Origin of the sequence: Corynebacterium falsenii (genome assembly GCF_020099275.1) — a bacterium.
Taxonomy (GTDB): domain Bacteria; phylum Actinomycetota; class Actinomycetes; order Mycobacteriales; family Mycobacteriaceae; genus Corynebacterium; species Corynebacterium falsenii.
This window is the reverse complement of record NZ_CP083646.1, coordinates 1,710,678-1,727,020: the sequence shown is the minus strand read 5'-3', so window position 1 is coordinate 1,727,020 and position 16,343 is coordinate 1,710,678. Positions and strand designations below refer to the sequence as shown.

General features: G+C 65.3%; 15 protein-coding genes. All 15 read left to right on the top strand.

The features are described from left to right. Positions 1–71 precede the first annotated feature (71 nt). The 15 genes from rpoZ to rapZ all read left to right on the top strand — a co-directional run bounded on the left by rpoZ (position 72) and on the right by rapZ (position 16,300). Entirely contained in the window at positions 72–353 is a 282-nt protein-coding gene (gene rpoZ / locus LA343_RS07585) for a DNA-directed RNA polymerase subunit omega (RefSeq protein ID WP_025402736.1), read from the top strand. Positions 354–372: 19 nt separating this feature from the next. Further along, positions 373–1,653 (top strand): bifunctional phosphopantothenoylcysteine decarboxylase/phosphopantothenate--cysteine ligase CoaBC, encoded by a 1,281-nt coding sequence (gene coaBC / locus LA343_RS07580; protein WP_025402735.1) that lies wholly within the window; start codon positions 373–375, stop codon positions 1,651–1,653. Between the two features lie 162 nt (positions 1,654–1,815). Next, positions 1,816–3,042 carry a methionine adenosyltransferase gene (metK, locus tag LA343_RS07575; protein ID WP_025402734.1) on the top strand — a complete coding sequence of 409 codons (1,227 nt, stop codon included), beginning with the start codon at positions 1,816–1,818 and terminating at the stop codon, positions 3,040–3,042. A gap of 20 nt (positions 3,043–3,062) precedes the next feature. Next, entirely contained in the window at positions 3,063–5,123 is a 2,061-nt protein-coding gene (locus LA343_RS07570) for a primosomal protein N' (RefSeq protein WP_025402733.1), read from the top strand. A gap of 10 nt (positions 5,124–5,133) precedes the next feature. Next, positions 5,134–5,640, top strand: a complete 507-nt coding sequence (gene def / locus LA343_RS07565) for a peptide deformylase (RefSeq protein ID WP_025402732.1) — start codon at positions 5,134–5,136, stop codon at positions 5,638–5,640. Continuing rightward, entirely contained in the window at positions 5,637–6,626 is a 990-nt protein-coding gene (gene fmt / locus LA343_RS07560; RefSeq protein WP_025402731.1) for a methionyl-tRNA formyltransferase, read from the top strand. Before def ends, fmt begins: the two co-directional genes overlap by 4 nt. Next, positions 6,626–8,203 carry a 16S rRNA (cytosine(967)-C(5))-methyltransferase RsmB gene (gene rsmB / locus LA343_RS07555; protein ID WP_025402730.1) on the top strand — a complete coding sequence of 526 codons (1,578 nt, stop codon included), beginning with the start codon at positions 6,626–6,628 and terminating at the stop codon, positions 8,201–8,203. The genes fmt and rsmB overlap by 1 nt, the downstream gene beginning before the upstream one ends. A gap of 40 nt (positions 8,204–8,243) precedes the next feature. Continuing rightward, positions 8,244–8,930 (top strand): ribulose-phosphate 3-epimerase, encoded by a 687-nt coding sequence (rpe, locus tag LA343_RS07550; RefSeq protein ID WP_025402729.1) that lies wholly within the window; start codon positions 8,244–8,246, stop codon positions 8,928–8,930. A gap of 14 nt (positions 8,931–8,944) precedes the next feature. Then, positions 8,945–10,066, top strand: a complete 1,122-nt coding sequence (ribD, locus tag LA343_RS07545; RefSeq protein WP_025402728.1) for a bifunctional diaminohydroxyphosphoribosylaminopyrimidine deaminase/5-amino-6-(5-phosphoribosylamino)uracil reductase RibD — start codon at positions 8,945–8,947, stop codon at positions 10,064–10,066. Between the two features lie 112 nt (positions 10,067–10,178). Then, positions 10,179–10,877 (top strand): riboflavin synthase, encoded by a 699-nt coding sequence (locus LA343_RS07540; protein ID WP_025402727.1) that lies wholly within the window; start codon positions 10,179–10,181, stop codon positions 10,875–10,877. A 77-nt stretch (positions 10,878–10,954) separates the two neighbouring features. Beyond that, entirely contained in the window at positions 10,955–12,187 is a 1,233-nt protein-coding gene (locus LA343_RS07535) for a bifunctional 3,4-dihydroxy-2-butanone-4-phosphate synthase/GTP cyclohydrolase II (protein ID WP_025402726.1), read from the top strand. A 59-nt stretch (positions 12,188–12,246) separates the two neighbouring features. After that, complete coding sequence (gene ribH / locus LA343_RS07530) at positions 12,247–12,759, top strand: 6,7-dimethyl-8-ribityllumazine synthase (protein WP_025402725.1); 513 nt, start codon at positions 12,247–12,249, stop codon at positions 12,757–12,759. Positions 12,760–12,790: 31 nt separating this feature from the next. Next, positions 12,791–13,279, top strand: coding sequence for a PH domain-containing protein (locus tag LA343_RS07525; protein WP_374957149.1), 489 nt, complete (start codon positions 12,791–12,793; stop codon positions 13,277–13,279). After that, entirely contained in the window at positions 13,272–15,386 is a 2,115-nt protein-coding gene (gene uvrC / locus LA343_RS07520) for an excinuclease ABC subunit UvrC (RefSeq protein WP_025402723.1), read from the top strand. Before LA343_RS07525 ends, uvrC begins: the two co-directional genes overlap by 8 nt. Before the next feature lie 14 nt (positions 15,387–15,400). Next, positions 15,401–16,300: an RNase adapter RapZ gene (gene rapZ / locus LA343_RS07515; RefSeq protein ID WP_025402722.1), complete on the top strand. Its 900-nt coding sequence runs from the start codon at positions 15,401–15,403 to the stop codon at positions 16,298–16,300. The last annotated feature ends 43 nt before the right edge of the window (positions 16,301–16,343 follow it).

Genomic DNA, 16,343 nt, shown 5'->3' with positions numbered 1-16,343 from the left:
TGCTCAACTACCGCCTTACATCAACGTCGTCATTGCGACATCAATAGCTACTTCTAGAGAAGGTGCATACCGTGGATAACCAGGACGTTAACTCGAACGACTCTGTCTTCGATCCGCCCGTGGGCATCACCAATCCCCCCATCGACGAGCTGCTGACCAAGGTGTCCTCCAAGTACGCACTGGTCATCTTCGCTGCAAAGCGCGCTCGTCAGATCAACGACTACTTCCAAACCGTGGATGAGGGCGTTTTCGAGTTCGTCGGTCCGTTGGTGACCCCGGACGTTCAGGAAAAGCCCCTGTCTATCGCCCTGCGCGAGATCAATCGGGATCTGCTGGAGCACACCGAAGGGTAAACCCACTAGGCTGTCCAGTGTGACTGATCAAACCAGGGAAACCGCACACACCAAGCCGCTCCGCGTCGTTATCGGCGTAGGGGGCGGCATTGCTGCGTTTAAGGCCGCGCATCTCGTCCGCTTCTTTGCCGAGGCTGGCCACGATGTGCGCGTGATCCCCACGCGCAGCGCCCTGAACTTCGTCGGTGCCGCCACCTTCGAAGCCTTGAGCGGCAATCCGGTGTCCGCGGAAGTCTTCGACCGCATCGACGAGGTGCAGCACGTTCGGCTCGGGCAGGAAGCCGACCTTATCGTCATCGCTCCCGCCACGGCAGACCTTCTGGCGCGTTTGGCGCACGGGCGTGCCGATGATCTACTGACCTCCAGCTGCCTGGTGGCCACCTGCCCGGTGGTCGTGGCTCCGGCTATGCACACCGAGATGTGGAACCACCCCGCCACCCAGGACAACGTGGAGACGTTGCGCCGACACGGCACCGTGGTGATCGAACCGGCGCACGGGCGGCTCACGGGCAAGGATTCCGGCCCCGGTCGATTGCCCGACCCCGATCACATCGGCGAGTTGGCCCTCGCGGCGCTCGATCAGCCCGAAGCCTTCCGGCGCGACCTGGTGGGCAAGAAGGTGCTCATCAGTGCCGGTGGGACGCACGAGCCGTTGGACCCAGTGCGCTTCTTGGGTAATGCCTCGTCTGGGCGTCAAGGCTATGCACTTGCCGATGTGGCGGCACAACGTGGCGCTGAGGTGACCATCGTGTCCGGCTTCACCGAGGAACTACCGGTGCCTTCGGGTGCATCCATCGTGCGGGTCAAGACTGCGCGCGACATGCTCACGGCGATGACCGAGCAGGCCAAGGAGGCGGACGTGGTCATCATGGCGGCAGCCGTGGCGGACTACCGCCCCGCGACGGTGGCGGGTTCCAAGCTGAAGAAGGGCTCGGAGGCGGACCTTACCCGCATCGAGTTGGAGGAAAACCCGGATATCCTCAAATCCATCGTGCAGCAGCGCGAGGCCGGCGATTTGCCTGCCGAGCTGACGATCGTGGGCTTTGCCGCAGAAACCGGCGATGAGGAGCACACACCGTTGGAGCATGCGACCGTGAAGCTGGCGAAGAAGGGCTGCGATGCCCTCGTGGCCAATGCGGTGGGCCAGGACAAGGTGTTCGGGCAGAAAGTGAGTTCCGGGTGGGTGCTCCTGCCACAGGATGAGCAGCCGGAACCGCGCATCATCGAGATTCCGGAAGCATCCAAGTTGGTCGTGTCAGTGGCCATTTGGAATGCGATAGCCGATAACCTATTGAGCTAGTTCGCCCCGGGGCAACCACGCAGCTGTGCTGCAGCGTAGGCTCGCCCGGGGAAGGGGATATGACAAACATAGACAGCTTAGTCTAGTATGACCCCAGTACAATGCTCAGAGCAAACCGTCAGCGTTCCTCGTAACCGAGGTAGTCGAGAAGGATCGAAGAAGTTGTCACACCGTCTATTCACCAGTGAGTCCGTCACTGAAGGGCACCCCGATAAGATCTGCGATGCCATTTCAGACCACATCCTGGATGCGCTCCTGGCGAAGGACCCCGAGTCGCGCGTGGCCGTGGAGACCGTGGTCACCACCGGCCTTGTGCACGTGGTCGGCGAGATCCACACGTCCACCTATGTGGAGATTCGCGACATCGTGCGCTCTACGCTGCTGAAGATCGGCTTCAACAGTTCCGAGATGGGCTTCGATGGCCGCACGTGTGGCGTGTCCGTAGCAGTGGGCGACCAGTCCGAGGAGATCGCCCAGGGCGTCGACGGCTCCCTGGAGACCCGCGACAGCGCCGAGGGTGATTACGACGAGAGCGACCGGCAGGGCGCCGGCGACCAGGGCCTCATGTTCGGCTACGCCACCGACGAGACCCCGGAGTTCATGCCGATTCCCATTGCCATCGCCCACCGCCTCGCACGCCGACTCACCGAGGTTCGCAAGGAGGGCATCGTGCCCCACCTGCGCCCGGACGGCAAGACCCAGGTGACCTTCGCCTACGATGCCGACGGCAAGCCTGTCCGCCTCGACACCGTGGTAGTGTCCACCCAGCACGAAGAGGGCATCACCCAGGCATGGCTGGAGCAGCACATTCGGGAGCACGTGGTGGATTACGTGCTGTCCGAGGCCGAGCTGCCCGCCGATATCGCCACCGACGATTACACCCTGCTCGTTAATCCTTCTGGCTCGTTCACCCTGGGCGGCCCCATGGGCGATGCCGGTCTGACCGGCCGCAAGATCATCGTGGATACCTACGGTGGCATGGCCCGCCACGGCGGCGGCGCGTTCTCCGGCAAGGACCCGAGCAAGGTGGACCGCTCCGGTGCTTACGCCATGCGTTGGGTCGCCAAGAACATCGTCGCCGCCGGCCTGGCCAAGCGCGTGGAGGTGCAGGTCGCCTACGCCATCGGCCGCGCCACCCCGGTCGGCCTGTACGTGGAGACGTTCGGCACGGAGACGGTTCCGGTGGAGCGTATCCAGGACGCCGTGAGCAAGACCTTCGACCTGCGCCCCGCCGCCATCCTGCGGGATCTGGATCTCAAGCGCCCGATCTACGCGCAGACGGCCGCCTACGGTCACTTCGGCCGCACCGACCTGGATCTGCCGTGGGAGCGGACCGACCGTGCCGAGGCCTTGCGGGCCGCGGTAGGGGAAGCCACCGACGCTTCCTAGGGGTCAGTACAATCTGACGTGTGACCGAACTGCAGAATCCCATCGTGCGGGTATTGCCCCTCCTCGGGGTCCCGCATCTGGATAGGCTGTTCGACTATCGGGTATCTGAAGCCGATGATCTCGACGCCCAACCCGGGGCGAAGGTTCGCGTCCGTTTTTCGGGCCGCCTGGTGGATGCTGTCGTCATTGAGCGGCGGAAGCGCTCTGACCACACCGGGGAGCTTAAACCCATCGAGCGGGTCATCAGCCCAGAGATCGTCATGCCCCCGTCCATGTGGCAACTCGCACAACTACTCGCGGATCACTACGCGGGGGTGCGCTCGGATATTCTGCGCAGCGCGATTCCTTCCCGCCACGCCAGCGCCGAGGTCGCGGGCCTGTTCGGCGGAGGCCAACCGTGGGAGGATCTCTACGGCTCCCTGACACCCACGGAGGACCTGCAAAAAGCGAGCCTGGAGGCCGCGCGCGCAACCATGGGGGACTACGTCCATGGCCCGGCGTTTCTGTCTGCCGTACTCGATAGGAAGTCTCCGCGCGCCTCGCTCGTGGCACCTCCGGGCTCGGATGTGGCCGCTATCGCCGCCGCGGTGGCCGCCGCGACTGCGTGGAATACCTCCGGCAGCGCGCTCATCATCGTCCCGAACAAGAAAGAGGTTGACCGAGTGTGTACGGCCCTGCGGGAGTTCGTCTCGGCCGCGCAGATCATCACCCTCACCGCCGCGGAGGGGCCGAGCGCCCGCTACCGCCGCTACCTCTCGATCCTTCACGGGCAGGCCAAGATCGTGGTGGGCACCCGGTCGGCGGCCCTGGCTCCACTGAAGAATCTGCAGCTCATCGCCCTGCTCGGGGAATCCGATGACAGCCTTGTGGACCCACGGGCTCCCTATATGCACGCCCGCTTCATCGCGAAGCTGCGCAGCGAGGTGGAAGGCACCGCGTTGCTCGTCGCGGGAGTGCATCGTTCGGCCGAGGTGCAGCAGTGGATCGCCGAAGGCCACGTGCATCCTCTGCGCCCCACACTGGAGGCTCAGCACGCGGCCATGCCCTGGATCCGCGGGCTGGGGGAGACCGAGCATCAGCGGGAGGTGGAGATCCACAATCCGGGCGCGCGCATACCCTCGATCGGCTTCCAGGCCATTCGTCAAGCGCTCGACAACGGGCACCCGGCCTTGGTGCAGGTGCCTCGGCGCGGTTACGCCCCAGCGCTGGCCTGCGCGGCGTGCCGCCACCCGGCTCGCTGCCGGCACTGCAACGGCCCGCTGGAGCTGCCCGGCTCCCAGGATGCAGCCCCGCCGCGGTGCCGCTGGTGCGGCCGTTCCGCCGGACAGTTCCGCTGCTCGGAATGCGGCAACCGCACGCTGCGGATGCAGGTGATCGGCCAAGACCGCACCGTGGAGGAACTCGGTCGGGCATTCCCCGGCATACCCATCGTGGCCTCCGGTGGGCAGCGAGTGATGGCGTCAGTTCCACACAAACCCTCCGTCATCGTCGCCACCCCGGGGGCGGAACCCCACGTAGATGGTGACCTCTACGGTGCCGCATTGATCTTGGACCCGTGGATGCCACTCGGCCGAGAAGACTTGCGGAGTGGGGAACATGCCCTGCGGCAGTGGATGGAGGCCGCCGCGCTCGTGCGGCCGCGGGAGGAAGGCGGTGCGGTGGTGATCGCGGGCGATGCGAGCCTGCCGGTGATCCAGCAGCTCATCCGCTGGGACCCCACCGGCGCTGCCACCCGCGAGCTCTCCCTACGCGCCGAGGCGGAGTTCCCGCCCGCCGTCACCATGGCCGCCATCGATGGCTCCCAAGTGGCCGTCGACCAATTGCTGGAGTGCTGGGAGCGGCCCGAAGCAGCTGAGTTGCTGGGGCCGGTGGAACTGCCCGCGGGTATTCGCCTGCCCGCCGGGATGGAGAAGCTGGGGGCCCAGGAGGCTCGTCGCCAAGCCCGGCGCCTCATCGTCCGCATCCCGCATGATCAGGCGCACCTGCTGGGCCCCAGCCTCAAGCAGGCGCAATCAGTGCGTTCCACAATGAAGGGCGCTCAGCCCCTCCGGGTGGTCATTGACCCCGTGCGCATCGGTTAGTCTAGCTAGCATGACTGTTCTTTCGATGCGCTACTTCGGCGACCCCGTGCTTCGCACCGTTGCCGATGCCGTTCCCGAGGCATCCGTGGGTGACACTCACCTGCGCACCCTCGTTGCCGACATGGAAGAAACCATGGAGCACTTCGGGGGCGTGGGCCTCGCTGCCAACCAAGTGGGCGTGACCAAGCGCGTGTTCGTGTACAACTGCGATGGGGATGCCGGGCACGTCATCAACCCCGCGTGGGAGGCCATCGGCGAGGAGCAGCAGACGGGCCCAGAGGGCTGCCTGTCCATCCCGGAGATTCGCGGCGACGTCACCCGCGCCCAGCGGGTCCGCCTGCGCGGCGTCACCGTGGACGGCGATCCCGTCGACCGGGAGGTCGAGGGGCTGCTGGCCCGCTGTGTGCAGCACGAAACCGATCACCTCAACGGGGTGCTTTTCCTCACTCACCTGCCCGCCGACCAGCGCAAGCAGGCCATGCAGCAGATTCGCCAATCGGAGTGGTTCAACTCATGAAGATCCTTTTCGCCGGTACACCCGAGCCCGCAGCGGTAGCCCTGCGCCACCTCATCGCCGATGAGCGGCACGAGGTCGCCGCCGTCATCACCCAACCCGATGCCCGCCGGGGCCGGGGCCGCGCCCTGCACCCCTCGGCCGTGGCCGAGGTGGCAGCTGAGCACGGCATTGATACCTACAAATGGCCCAGTCTCAAATCCAGGACAGAATCCGGTGACGAGGCCCGGGCGGTGCTTCGGCAGCTGGCCGATGATGGCGTCGAAGCCGTGGCGGTAGTGGCCTATGGCAATCTCATTCCGGAGGATCTGCTGAATACTTTCCGACACGGCTGGATCAATCTACATTTCTCGGTGCTGCCGCGGTGGCGTGGCGCAGCACCCGTCCAAGCTGCTATCGCCGCTGGTGATCGCACGACCGGGGCCACGACCTTCCGGATCGAAAAGGGGTTGGATACCGGCCCGATGATCGGGACTATCACCCACGAGATCGGCCTCGCCGACACGGCCGATGAACTGCTCACCGCGCTGACGTACGCCGGCCGGGAGCTGCTCGCTGACTCGCTTGCCGAGCTCGCCGACGGCACCGCAACGCTTACTCCCCAGGACGATGGCGAGGCTACGCACGCGGCGAAGATCACCTCCGGAGACGCCCAGATCGACTGGTCGCTTCCCGCCGACCAGATTCAGCGCATCGCCCGCGCGCACACGCCCGCACCCGGCGCTTGGTCGATGATGGCTGGTCAACGGTACAAAATCGGACTCATGATGCCCCTGGATCCCGATTTTTGTCTCGACGCCACCACGCCCGCGCCCGGACAGGTTCTCACCGAGGCTGGCAAGGTGATCGTCGGCACGGGGAGCGCCCCGCTGGCGATCGCGAGCATTCAACCGCCCGGAAAGAAGATGATGAACGCCGCCGATTGGGCGCGCGGGCAGCAGCAGCTGCTCGCTGCCGAACCGACGTTTGACGCGAAGGAGACGCACTAATGGGAGGCTTCCGCGCCCGGTCCGAATCGGCCCGCTCTGGTTCAGACCGTCACGATTCCGGCCGCTCTAGCTCAGGCAACAAGCAGCGCACTGGCCGCCCGCGCACTGCACCCGGCCGCTCGAAGGGCTACCAGCAACGCCGCCCCGAGGAGCGCCAGATGAAGGCGAAGCAGCACGGCAGCGGCGACAAGGTCCGCGACGTGGTGCTGCACGTTCTGCGCGAGGTCACCACCGAGGATGCCTACGGCAACCTCGTGCTACCGCGCGAGATCAAGGCGGCACGGCTGAACAAGCGCGATGCGGCCTTCGCTACCGAGCTGACCTACGGCACACTGCGGGCCAGCGGCCTGCTCGACGCAGTAATTGCGAAGGCCGCGGGCCGCCCCGTGGACAAGATCGACTCGGTCGTGCTCGACATCCTGCGCCTCGGTGCCTACCAGATCCTGCGCACGCGGGTCGAAGACCACGCTGCCGTGGATACCTCCGTGAAACTCGCGAAGGCCAACGGTGCCGGCCAGGCTAGCGGGTTCGTCAATGGTGTGTTGCGCACGATCACGCGCAGCACACCCGAGCAGTGGATGGAACGGATCGCTCCGGACGATTCGCTGGCCTCCCTGGCGGTGCGCACCGCACACCCCGAGTGGATCGCCGCCGTATTCGCCGATGCACTGCAGCAGCAGGAGGCGGGCCTGGCGGCGTCGGAGTTGGAACAAGCCCTACAGGCAGACGATCAACGCCCGACGATTCACCTGGCCGCCCGCCCAGGCCAGATCAGCGCCGAAGAACTGGCGCTCGTCACCGGAGGAGAGGAAGGCCGCTGGTCGCCGTATGCCGTATACCTCGACGAGGGTTCGCCGGGGGAGCTGGAACCCATCCGCGATGGCATGGCGAGCGTGCAGGATGAAGGCAGCCAGCTCATCGCTCTGGCGATGGTGCGCGCGCCCCTGGAGCGTACCGACCGGGGCCGGTGGCTCGATCTATGCGCGGGGCCGGGCGGCAAGACGGCCTTTGTCGCGTCCTGGGCCGTGGGCGAGGAAGCGAAAGTCGATGCCGTGGAGGTCGCGGAGCACCGCGCGAAGCTGGTGAGCTCGGCCGTGCGAGACCTGCCCGTCGCCGTGCACGTCGGCGATGGCCGCAAGGTCGCCCAGATCGCTGGGATAGACATGCCAACTGGTGGCTTCGACCGAGTGCTGGTCGATGCGCCGTGCTCGGGGCTGGGCGCGCTGCGCCGGCGGCCGGAAGCACGGTGGCGCAAAGACCCCAAGGACGTACCGCCGCTGGTGGCGCTGCAAAAGGAACTGCTGCGCTCGGCGCTGTCGGTGACGGCCGAGGGCGGAGTCGTGGTGTACTCCACGTGCTCGCCCCACCCGGCCGAGACATCCGAGGTGGTGCGCGCCGTGGCCGCCGAAACGGGTGCGACGGTGCTCGACGTGCGGGAGATCCTGCCCGAGCTCGACAACGTGGGAGCCGGGCCGTTCGTGCAGCTGTGGCCGCACCGGCACGGTACGGATGCGATGTTTATCGCAGCACTGCGCCCGGCGTCGGATGCGGGCGCTGGTTCGGGTGCTGAGGCGTAGGAGTGTCTGCGAATAACCGGTGGCGAAGTACAGTAGAGGCATGACTCAACGCACGCTTATTGCTCCTTCCATCCTCGCCGCCGATTTCGCCAACCTCGCCGCGGATGTCGCACGGGCGGATAACGCCGATTGGCTGCACATCGACGTGATGGATGGCCACTTCGTGCCGAACCTGTCGTTCGGACTGCCGGTGGCGAAGTCACTGCTGCCGCACACGGATAAGCACCTGGACGTACACCTGATGATCGAGGACCCGCAGCGCTGGGCCCCGGATTACGCGGCCGATTTCGATTCCGTTACCTTCCACCTGGAAGCTGTGGAGGGTATCGACGCCGCCGTGGAGCTCGCTCAGGAGCTGCGCGCGAAGGGCACGAAGGCCGGTGTGTCGATCAAGCCAAAGACCGCCGTGGAACCGCTGCTGGATCACCTGGCTAGCTTCGATCAGATCCTCGTGATGAGCGTGGAGCCCGGCTTCGGCGGGCAGAAGTTCATGCCCGAGGTACTCGGCAAGGTCGAGGCTCTGCGTTCTCGTATCGACGCCGACGGGCTGGACACCCTCATTGAGATTGATGGTGGCATCGGCGTGGAGACCGCCGAGCAGTCGGCCGCCGCGGGCGTCGATGTGTACGTGGCTGGCTCCAGCGTCTACGGCGCGGATGACCCGGCTGCGGCCGTGGATGCAATCCGTCAGGCCGCTGAGGGGGCCACGGGAGCCACGGCCCGATAACCACAAGCGACACGATGAGTCTCAGTTCTCTCGGCTGCAACAGCAGCACCGACAGCGCCGACAGCGCCGACAGTGCCGCCCGTGCCGACAGTGCCTTCTTCGCCGAAGCGATCCGCCAGGGCTGGGAGGCCTGGGGGATCAGTTCACCCAATCCAGCAGTGGGCGCGGTCATCGTCGACGCTCACGGCACGATCGTTGGGCGCGGTAGCACCCAGGCCCCAGGGGGAAAGCACGCGGAAATCGTGGCGCTCGACGAGGCAGGGGAGCGCGCACGCGGGTCCCGCGCGTATGTGACGTTGGAACCGTGCAATCACACCGGACGCACCGGCCCCTGTGCGCAGGCGCTCATCGCCGCCGGGGTGGCTGAAGTGCACTACTTGTTCGCCGATCCCTTTCCTGCCGCCGCTGGGGGAGCCGAGACGTTGCGGGCTGCGGGTGTGCAGGTTGTCGGACCGGTCTGGCCGAGCCTCGCGGATATTCCGGCCTGGGAACCAGAAGCATCGGTGGAGCCGTGGTTGGTGTCGGTCCAGGAGGGAAGGCCGCACGTCACCGTGAAGATGGCCAGCACTCTTGACGGCCGGATTGCCGCCGCCGATGGCACGAGTCAGTGGATCACCGGCGACACCGCTCGGCGACTCGTTCACGAGGACCGCAGCTGCCGCGATGCCATCATCGTGGGAACCGGCACCGTCGCCGCCGACAATCCGCGCTTGACCGCGCGTTTCCCCGACGGAACCACGATGGCCAGTGAGCGCCAACCACTGCGGGTGGTGATGGGCAACCGAGATCTCCCCGAAGACGCCGCCATTAGGGGCACGCCGGGCCAATGGTTGCATGTGCGCTCGCACGACCCACGCGAGGTGCTGGAACAGATCGCACGCGAAACTGCCGGCAGTGCCATCTCCGTGCTCGTCGAGGGTGGCCCGTCGATCATCGCCGCCTTCCTCGCAGCCGATCTGGTGGATTCCATCCAGTTTTATGCCGCGCCGGCCGTATTGGGCAACGGCGCTGCCGCCGTGGTGGATCCAACCGGTCAGCTCGGGCGAACCATCGGTGACATCAAACGCTTCACCCCTCGATCCATCACGCCCGCGGGCCAGGACGTGCTGTGGACACTGACCCGCGGCGGGGCATGACCCGAATGATAGATCGGCCGCAAGTGTGACCTAGACTATCGTCAATACACATAGAACAGATCGCGTCCCGCCCCAGTGAGGGTTGGGGCCAACGTGGAGGCTTACGAAGTTCGTGTTTACCGGGATCATCGAAGAAGTGGGATCGGTTCGATCCATCGACCGCGAGGGCGATGCGCTCCGACTCACGGTGGAGGCATCCGCCATCCTGGATGATGTCTCGCACGGCGATTCCATTGCCGTCAACGGGGTGTGCCTCACCGTCACGGACTTCGGCACGCCATCTGAATCCGGCACTAGCAACCCTGACAACTCCAATAACTCCAGTAACTCCGGCTTCTTCACCGCCGACGTCATGCAGGTCACCCTGGACTACACCACCATCGGTGAGTTGCAGCCCGGCGATCCGGTGAATCTGGAACGTGCCATGGCGGCCGGAGGACGATTCGGCGGTCATATCGTCCAAGGCCATGTGGACGGATTCGCCACGGTCGTCAGCCGCACGCCCTCGGAACACTGGGAGGTCTTCCGCTTCACCCTTTCCGACCCGGCGCTGCGCCGCTACGTGGTGAAGAAGGGATCCATCGCCATCAACGGAACGTCCCTGACCGTCTCCGAAATGGCCGACGCTCCCGAGCCATCCGTGGGGGCGTCACCACAGCAGTCCTCGCGCGAGGACTGGTGGTTCGAGGTGTCCCTTATCCCCACCACGCTGGCCGACACCATGCTCGCCTCCCTCAGCCCCAGCGACCACGTCAACATCGAATGCGACGTCATCGCGAAATACCTCGATCGGCTCCATCCGCAGACTTAGCAGACACTCAGCCGTACCTGGCTAAACCACCGCAGCCACGCCGCCTGACGGATACCGATTGGACAACAAAGGACCCCATGACACACTCAGACAACATCCAGCTCGACTCGGTCGAACGCGCCATCGCAGACATCGCCGCGGGCAAGGCCGTTGTGGTCGTTGATGATGAAAACCGCGAGAATGAAGGTGACCTCATCTTCGCCGCCCAGCTTGCCACCCCAGAGCTCATGGCCTTCATGGTCCGCCACAGCTCCGGCTACGTCTGCGTGGGCATGGAAAACAGCGACTGCGACCGCTTGGCGCTTCCCCCCATGATGGCCCGCAACGAGGACGTCCGTGGCACCGCGTACACCGTGACGGTCGATGCTGCTGAGGGCGTCGATACGGGAATCAGCGCCACCGACCGCGCCTATACCGTGCGGCTGCTGGCCGACCCGAACTCCACCTCCACCACCTTCAACCGCCCGGGCCACGTGGTGCCGCTGCGCGCCCGCCGCGGCGGAGTGTTGGTGCGCCAGGGTCACACCGAAGCATCCGTCGATCTCGCCCGAGCAGCCGGCTTGCGCCCGGCCGGAGTGCTGTGTGAGGTCGTCAGCGAGGATCACCCCACGGAAATGGCCCGGCTGCCGGAACTGCGCCGCTTCGCGGACAAGCACGGGCTGGCCCTGATCTCCATCGAGCAGCTCGTGGAGTGGAAGCGCAACAACACGCCCACTATTCACCGAGATGTGGAAACCCGCCTGCCCACCACCCACGGTGAGTTCCAGGCCGTGGGCTACCACAGCCTCGTCGACGACCTCGACCACGTGGCGCTCGTCAAGGGAGACGTCCGGGACTGCACCGACGTGCCCGTGCGCGTGCACTCCGAGTGCCTCACCGGCGATGTGTTCGGCTCGATGCGCTGCGATTGCGGCGAGCAACTCCACGCCTCCCTTGACCTCATCAACGAACGCGGCGCGGGCGTGCTCGTCTACCTACGGGGTCAGGAAGGCCGAGGCATCGGACTGATGCCCAAGCTGCGGGCGTATGTGCTCCAAGATCAGGGCCTCGATACCGTCGACGCCAATACGGAGCAAGGCCTTCCAGTGGATACCCGGGAGTACAGTGCAGCTGCCCAGATTCTCAAGGACTTGGGCGTGGCCTCGGTCGCGTTGATTTCCAACAATCCGGCGAAGATCGATAATCTTCGCAAGTACGGCATCGAGGTCTCCCAGCGCATCCCCGTAGAGTTGGAACCCAACCCGGAAAACATCGAGTATCTGCGCACCAAGCGCGATCGCATGGGTCACCAGCTCGATTCGCTGCGCTAACGCGGTCACCCCGCCAGGCCAGTGCCCACCGCTAACTACCGATAAAAGGATCGTGAATTATGGCAGGTTCAGGCGTCGCCGATATTGCTCTGAAACCAGAAGCAGCCGCAGGCATGACAGTGGCGGTGATCAGTGCAACGTGGAATGCCGATATCACCGACCAGCTCCACGAGCGTGCCATCGCCACCGCGCAGGAGGCCGGGGCGAAGGTCGAGGCATGGCGTGTCGCCGGGGCGCTGGAGCTGCCCGTAGCCGTGGCAGCGGCGTGCCAGCGCTTCGATGCCGTGGTGGCCACCGGATGCGTCATCGAGGGGGAGACCGACCACTTCCGCGTGGTCTGCGACGCCGTGACCTATGGCCTCACCCGCATCGCGCTGGACTACGACACTCCGGTGGGTAACGGCGTGCTGACGGTCTCCACCCACGGGCAGGCCGTGGACCGGTCGGGCGTGCCGGGATCAGCCGAGGACAAGGGTGCGGATTCCGCCACAGCCGCGATCCACACGGCGCTGGTGTTGCGCGACATTCAGACGCACGACGCTCATTGGCAGGACAACCAGCGGGGCGAGTAGGGTAATTCACGTGAAGAAAACCGAGAACGGAGTGGGCGCAGTGACCGCACGTCAAGGGACAGGGCAACCGCAGGCTCAGCCGCAGTGGGAGCTGGAGGTTCACTCTCCTTTCCTGAAAAAGGTCGCCTGGATCTTGGTGGTGCTCATCATGGCCGTGCACATCTTCATGGCCATCGTCGTGAAGGTCGGCAACACGGGCGTGGCCGTGACCACCGTGGACCAGTTCGGTTTCGTGGGCATCGGCCTGGTGCTTTCCGGCGTGGCGCTGTCCCTGCTGCGCCCGCGCGTGCGAGTGAACAGGCGTGGGGTAGAGGTGCGCAACATCGTCAACGCGCAGTTCTACCCGTGGCAGATCGTGCACGGTCTGTCGTTCCCGACGGAAGCTCGCTGGGCGCGGTTGGAGTTGCCCGATTTCGAGTTCGTGCCCATGATGGCGCTGAACATCTACGACCGCGAGACCATTGCCGCCAACGTGGAGCACTTCCGCCAGCTCGAAGACCGCTACATGCCGGATGAGTAAACCGGCCCGAACCGTGTCCTACCGCCCGGAACCCGGGTCGATCCCCACGCAGCCTGGGGTGTACACGTTCCGCGATGCCTCTGATCGCGTGATCTACGTGGGCAAAGCCAAGAACCTGCGCGCGCGGCTGTCCAACTACTTCCAAGATCTCAGCCAGCTACACCCGCGCACGCGGGCCATGGTGCAGTCCGCCAACCACGTGCAGTGGACCGTGGTCTCCAGCGAGCTTGAAGCGCTCAACCTGGAGTACACCTGGATCAAGCGCTTCAACCCGCGCTTCAACGTGATGTACCGGGACGATAAGACGTACCCGATGCTGGCCATCAGCGTAAAAGAGGAGATCCCGCGCGCGTTCGTCTACCGGGGGCCACGGCGCAAGGGCGTGCGATATTTCGGCCCGTACCCGAAGGCATGGGCGATCCGCGAAACCTTGGAATCGCTCACCCGAGTGTTCCCCATCCGCACGTGCACCACGGGCGTGTATCGCCGCCACCAGGCGCTGGATCGGCCCTGCCTGCTGGGCTATATCGACCGGTGCAGTGCCCCGTGCATCGGCAAGGTCACGCCCGAGGAGCACCGCGAGCTCGTGGATCAGTTCTCGCGGTTCATGGCCGGCAATACCGATGCCGTGTTGGCGCGGGTGAAGCGCGACATGGAAGACGCCGCTGAGAACCTGGATTTCGAGCGCGCTGCGTCCCTGCGCGATCAGCTGCAGGCGATGACGAAGGCGATGGAGCGCCAGGCTGTCGTCTTCTCGGACAACACAGACGCCGACCTCATCTGCATCGTCTCCGATGATCTCGAGGCCGCCGTGCAGATCTTCCACGTGCGTGGGGGCCGCATTCATGGCCAACGCGGGTGGGTCGTGGAGCGGGAGGATTCGTCCGACGCCGCCCTCGTCTCAGATTTCATCACCCAGTTTTATGGTGAGGAGGCTGAGCTGGCCCGGGCGACGGAAACGGCGGTGGGCGGTGCGTCCAGTTCGCACGTCGACCGCGACCTCGCTCGGGCGATTAACCCCGCGGCAGCGACAGAGCTGGGCGATCTCGTAGGCGATGTGCAGGTCACGCCCGTGCCTCGCGAGGTCTTGGTCAATTCCATGCCGGCGGAGGCCGACGAACTCGCGGAGTGGCTCACCAGTTTGCGCGGATCCAACGTGTCGATCCGCGTGCCGCAGCGCGGCGATAAGCGGGCCCTCATGGAGACCGCCACAACGAACGCCACCCAGGCACTGGCCCAGCACAAGCTCAAGCGGGCGGGGGATCTCACCACCCGGTCGGCGGCACTGCAGGAGTTGCAGGAGGCGCTGTGGATGGACGAGTCTCCGCTGCGCATCGAGTGCATCGACATCTCGCATATCCAGGGCACGGACGTGGTGGCCTCGCTCGTAGTGTTCGAGGATGGGTTGCCGAAGAAGTCCGATTACCGCCGGTACAAGATCCGCGAGGCCGCGGGTGACGGGCGCTCGGACGATGTCGCCTCCATCGCCGAGGTTGTGCGGCGGCGTTTCCAGCGCTACCTCAAGGACCAGACCGCTGTTCCTGCGGGCGATGATGGCGGTGATCTGCTGGAAGGCGAGGAAGAGCTCAACGACGAGCCTGCGGCTGGGGACTCCGCTGGGGACCCGGCCAGAAGCGGCGCGAGCACGCACAAGGAGCCCCGGCGCCCGTTCGCGTATCCACCGCAGCTGTTTATCGTCGATGGTGGCCAACCCCAGGTCAATGCTGCGCAGAAGGTGCTGGACGAACTCGGCATCACCGACGTGACGTTGGTGGGCATCGCCAAGCGCCTCGAGGAATTGTGGGTGCCGGGGGAGGACTACCCGGTCATCGTTCCGCGCAATTCCCAGGCCCTGTATCTGGTGCAGTACATCCGCGACGAGGCACACCGGTTCGCCATCACGTTCCACCGGCAGCAGCGGAGCTCTCGGATGCGGCGCAGCAAGCTCGATGACATCAAGGGGCTGGGCCCGAAACGACGCAAGCAGTTGGTCAAGGCCTTCGGCTCGGTGGCTAAGGTTCGCGAGGCGAGCGTGGAGGACATTGCGGCCCTCCCCGGATTTGGGCCTAGTCTGGCTCAAGTCATCCACGACGCCTTGCAGGGCTAGGTAGGATCGAGCTCATGAGCTCCCTCGGTAGTGCGTCGCCTCCCCATCGCGATTACGTTGACCCCTCCCTGATCCTCATCACCGGCATGTCCGGCGCTGGTCGCCGGGCCACGGCCGCGGCATTGGAGGAGCTGGGGTGGTACGTGGCGGATAACCTTCCGCCGGAGCTGATCATGCGCATGGTGGAGCTGAGCTTCGAGGATGAATCTCCCATCGAGAAGCTCGCCGTGGTCACGGACGTTCGCTCCCGCGATTTCGCCGGTGACCTGTGCGAGGTGCTCGATGCGCTGCATACCCGTGGCCGCCATGCCACCGTTCTTTTTCTCGACGCCACCGATGAGGCCCTCATTGCACGCTTCGACGCGGTGCGTCGCACGCACCCGCTGCAGGGAGACGGCACGCTCATGGACGGCATCAACCGGGAGCGCGCCATGCTGCAGCGCATCCGGGATCGTTCGGACATCATCCTCGACACCACCAAGAAGAGCGTGCACGATCTGCGCCGCCAGTTGGAGGACTTCTTCGCCAGCGAGGACCAGTACGGCGTGCGGGTTAATCTTATGAGCTTCGGCTTCAAAAACGGCGCGCCGCGGGATGTGGACATGCTGCTGGACGCGCGTTTCTTGCCGAACCCGTACTGGGTGGAGGAGCTGCGCCCGTACCGGGGAACGGATCCCCAGGTCGCGGACTACGTGCTGCATCAAGAGGGCGCCACGGAGTTCCTGCGCAGCGCCGAAATGTTGCTGCATTCCACGCTTCCCGGTTTCCGACGCGAGGGCAAGTCCTTCGTCACCGTTGCGGTGGGCTGCACCGGAGGTCACCACCGCAGTGTGGCGGTCGTAGAAGAGCTCGGACGCAGGCTTGCCTCCGACCACATGAATGTGAAAGTTTCCCACCGCGACCTGGAGCGATAGAGCAATGACGACTGAACACACTGAGCTTCATTCTGATGGCGCT

What these genes read in the sequence shown, in the direction of transcription:
- def (WP_025402732.1), top strand. Translation starts at nt 5,134, where the DNA reads ATGACTGTTCTTTCGATGCGCTACTTCGGCGACCCCGTGCTTCGCACC.
- fmt (WP_025402731.1), top strand. Translation starts at nt 5,637, where the DNA reads ATGAAGATCCTTTTCGCCGGTACACCCGAGCCCGCAGCGGTAGCCCTG.
- rsmB (WP_025402730.1), top strand. Translation starts at nt 6,626, where the DNA reads ATGGGAGGCTTCCGCGCCCGGTCCGAATCGGCCCGCTCTGGTTCAGAC.
- rpe (WP_025402729.1), top strand. Translation starts at nt 8,244, where the DNA reads ATGACTCAACGCACGCTTATTGCTCCTTCCATCCTCGCCGCCGATTTC.
- ribD (WP_025402728.1), top strand. Translation starts at nt 8,945, where the DNA reads ATGAGTCTCAGTTCTCTCGGCTGCAACAGCAGCACCGACAGCGCCGAC.
- LA343_RS07535 (WP_025402726.1), top strand. Translation starts at nt 10,955, where the DNA reads ATGACACACTCAGACAACATCCAGCTCGACTCGGTCGAACGCGCCATC.
- ribH (WP_025402725.1), top strand. Translation starts at nt 12,247, where the DNA reads ATGGCAGGTTCAGGCGTCGCCGATATTGCTCTGAAACCAGAAGCAGCC.
- uvrC (WP_025402723.1), top strand. Translation starts at nt 13,272, where the DNA reads ATGAGTAAACCGGCCCGAACCGTGTCCTACCGCCCGGAACCCGGGTCG.
- rapZ (WP_025402722.1), top strand. Translation starts at nt 15,401, where the DNA reads ATGAGCTCCCTCGGTAGTGCGTCGCCTCCCCATCGCGATTACGTTGAC.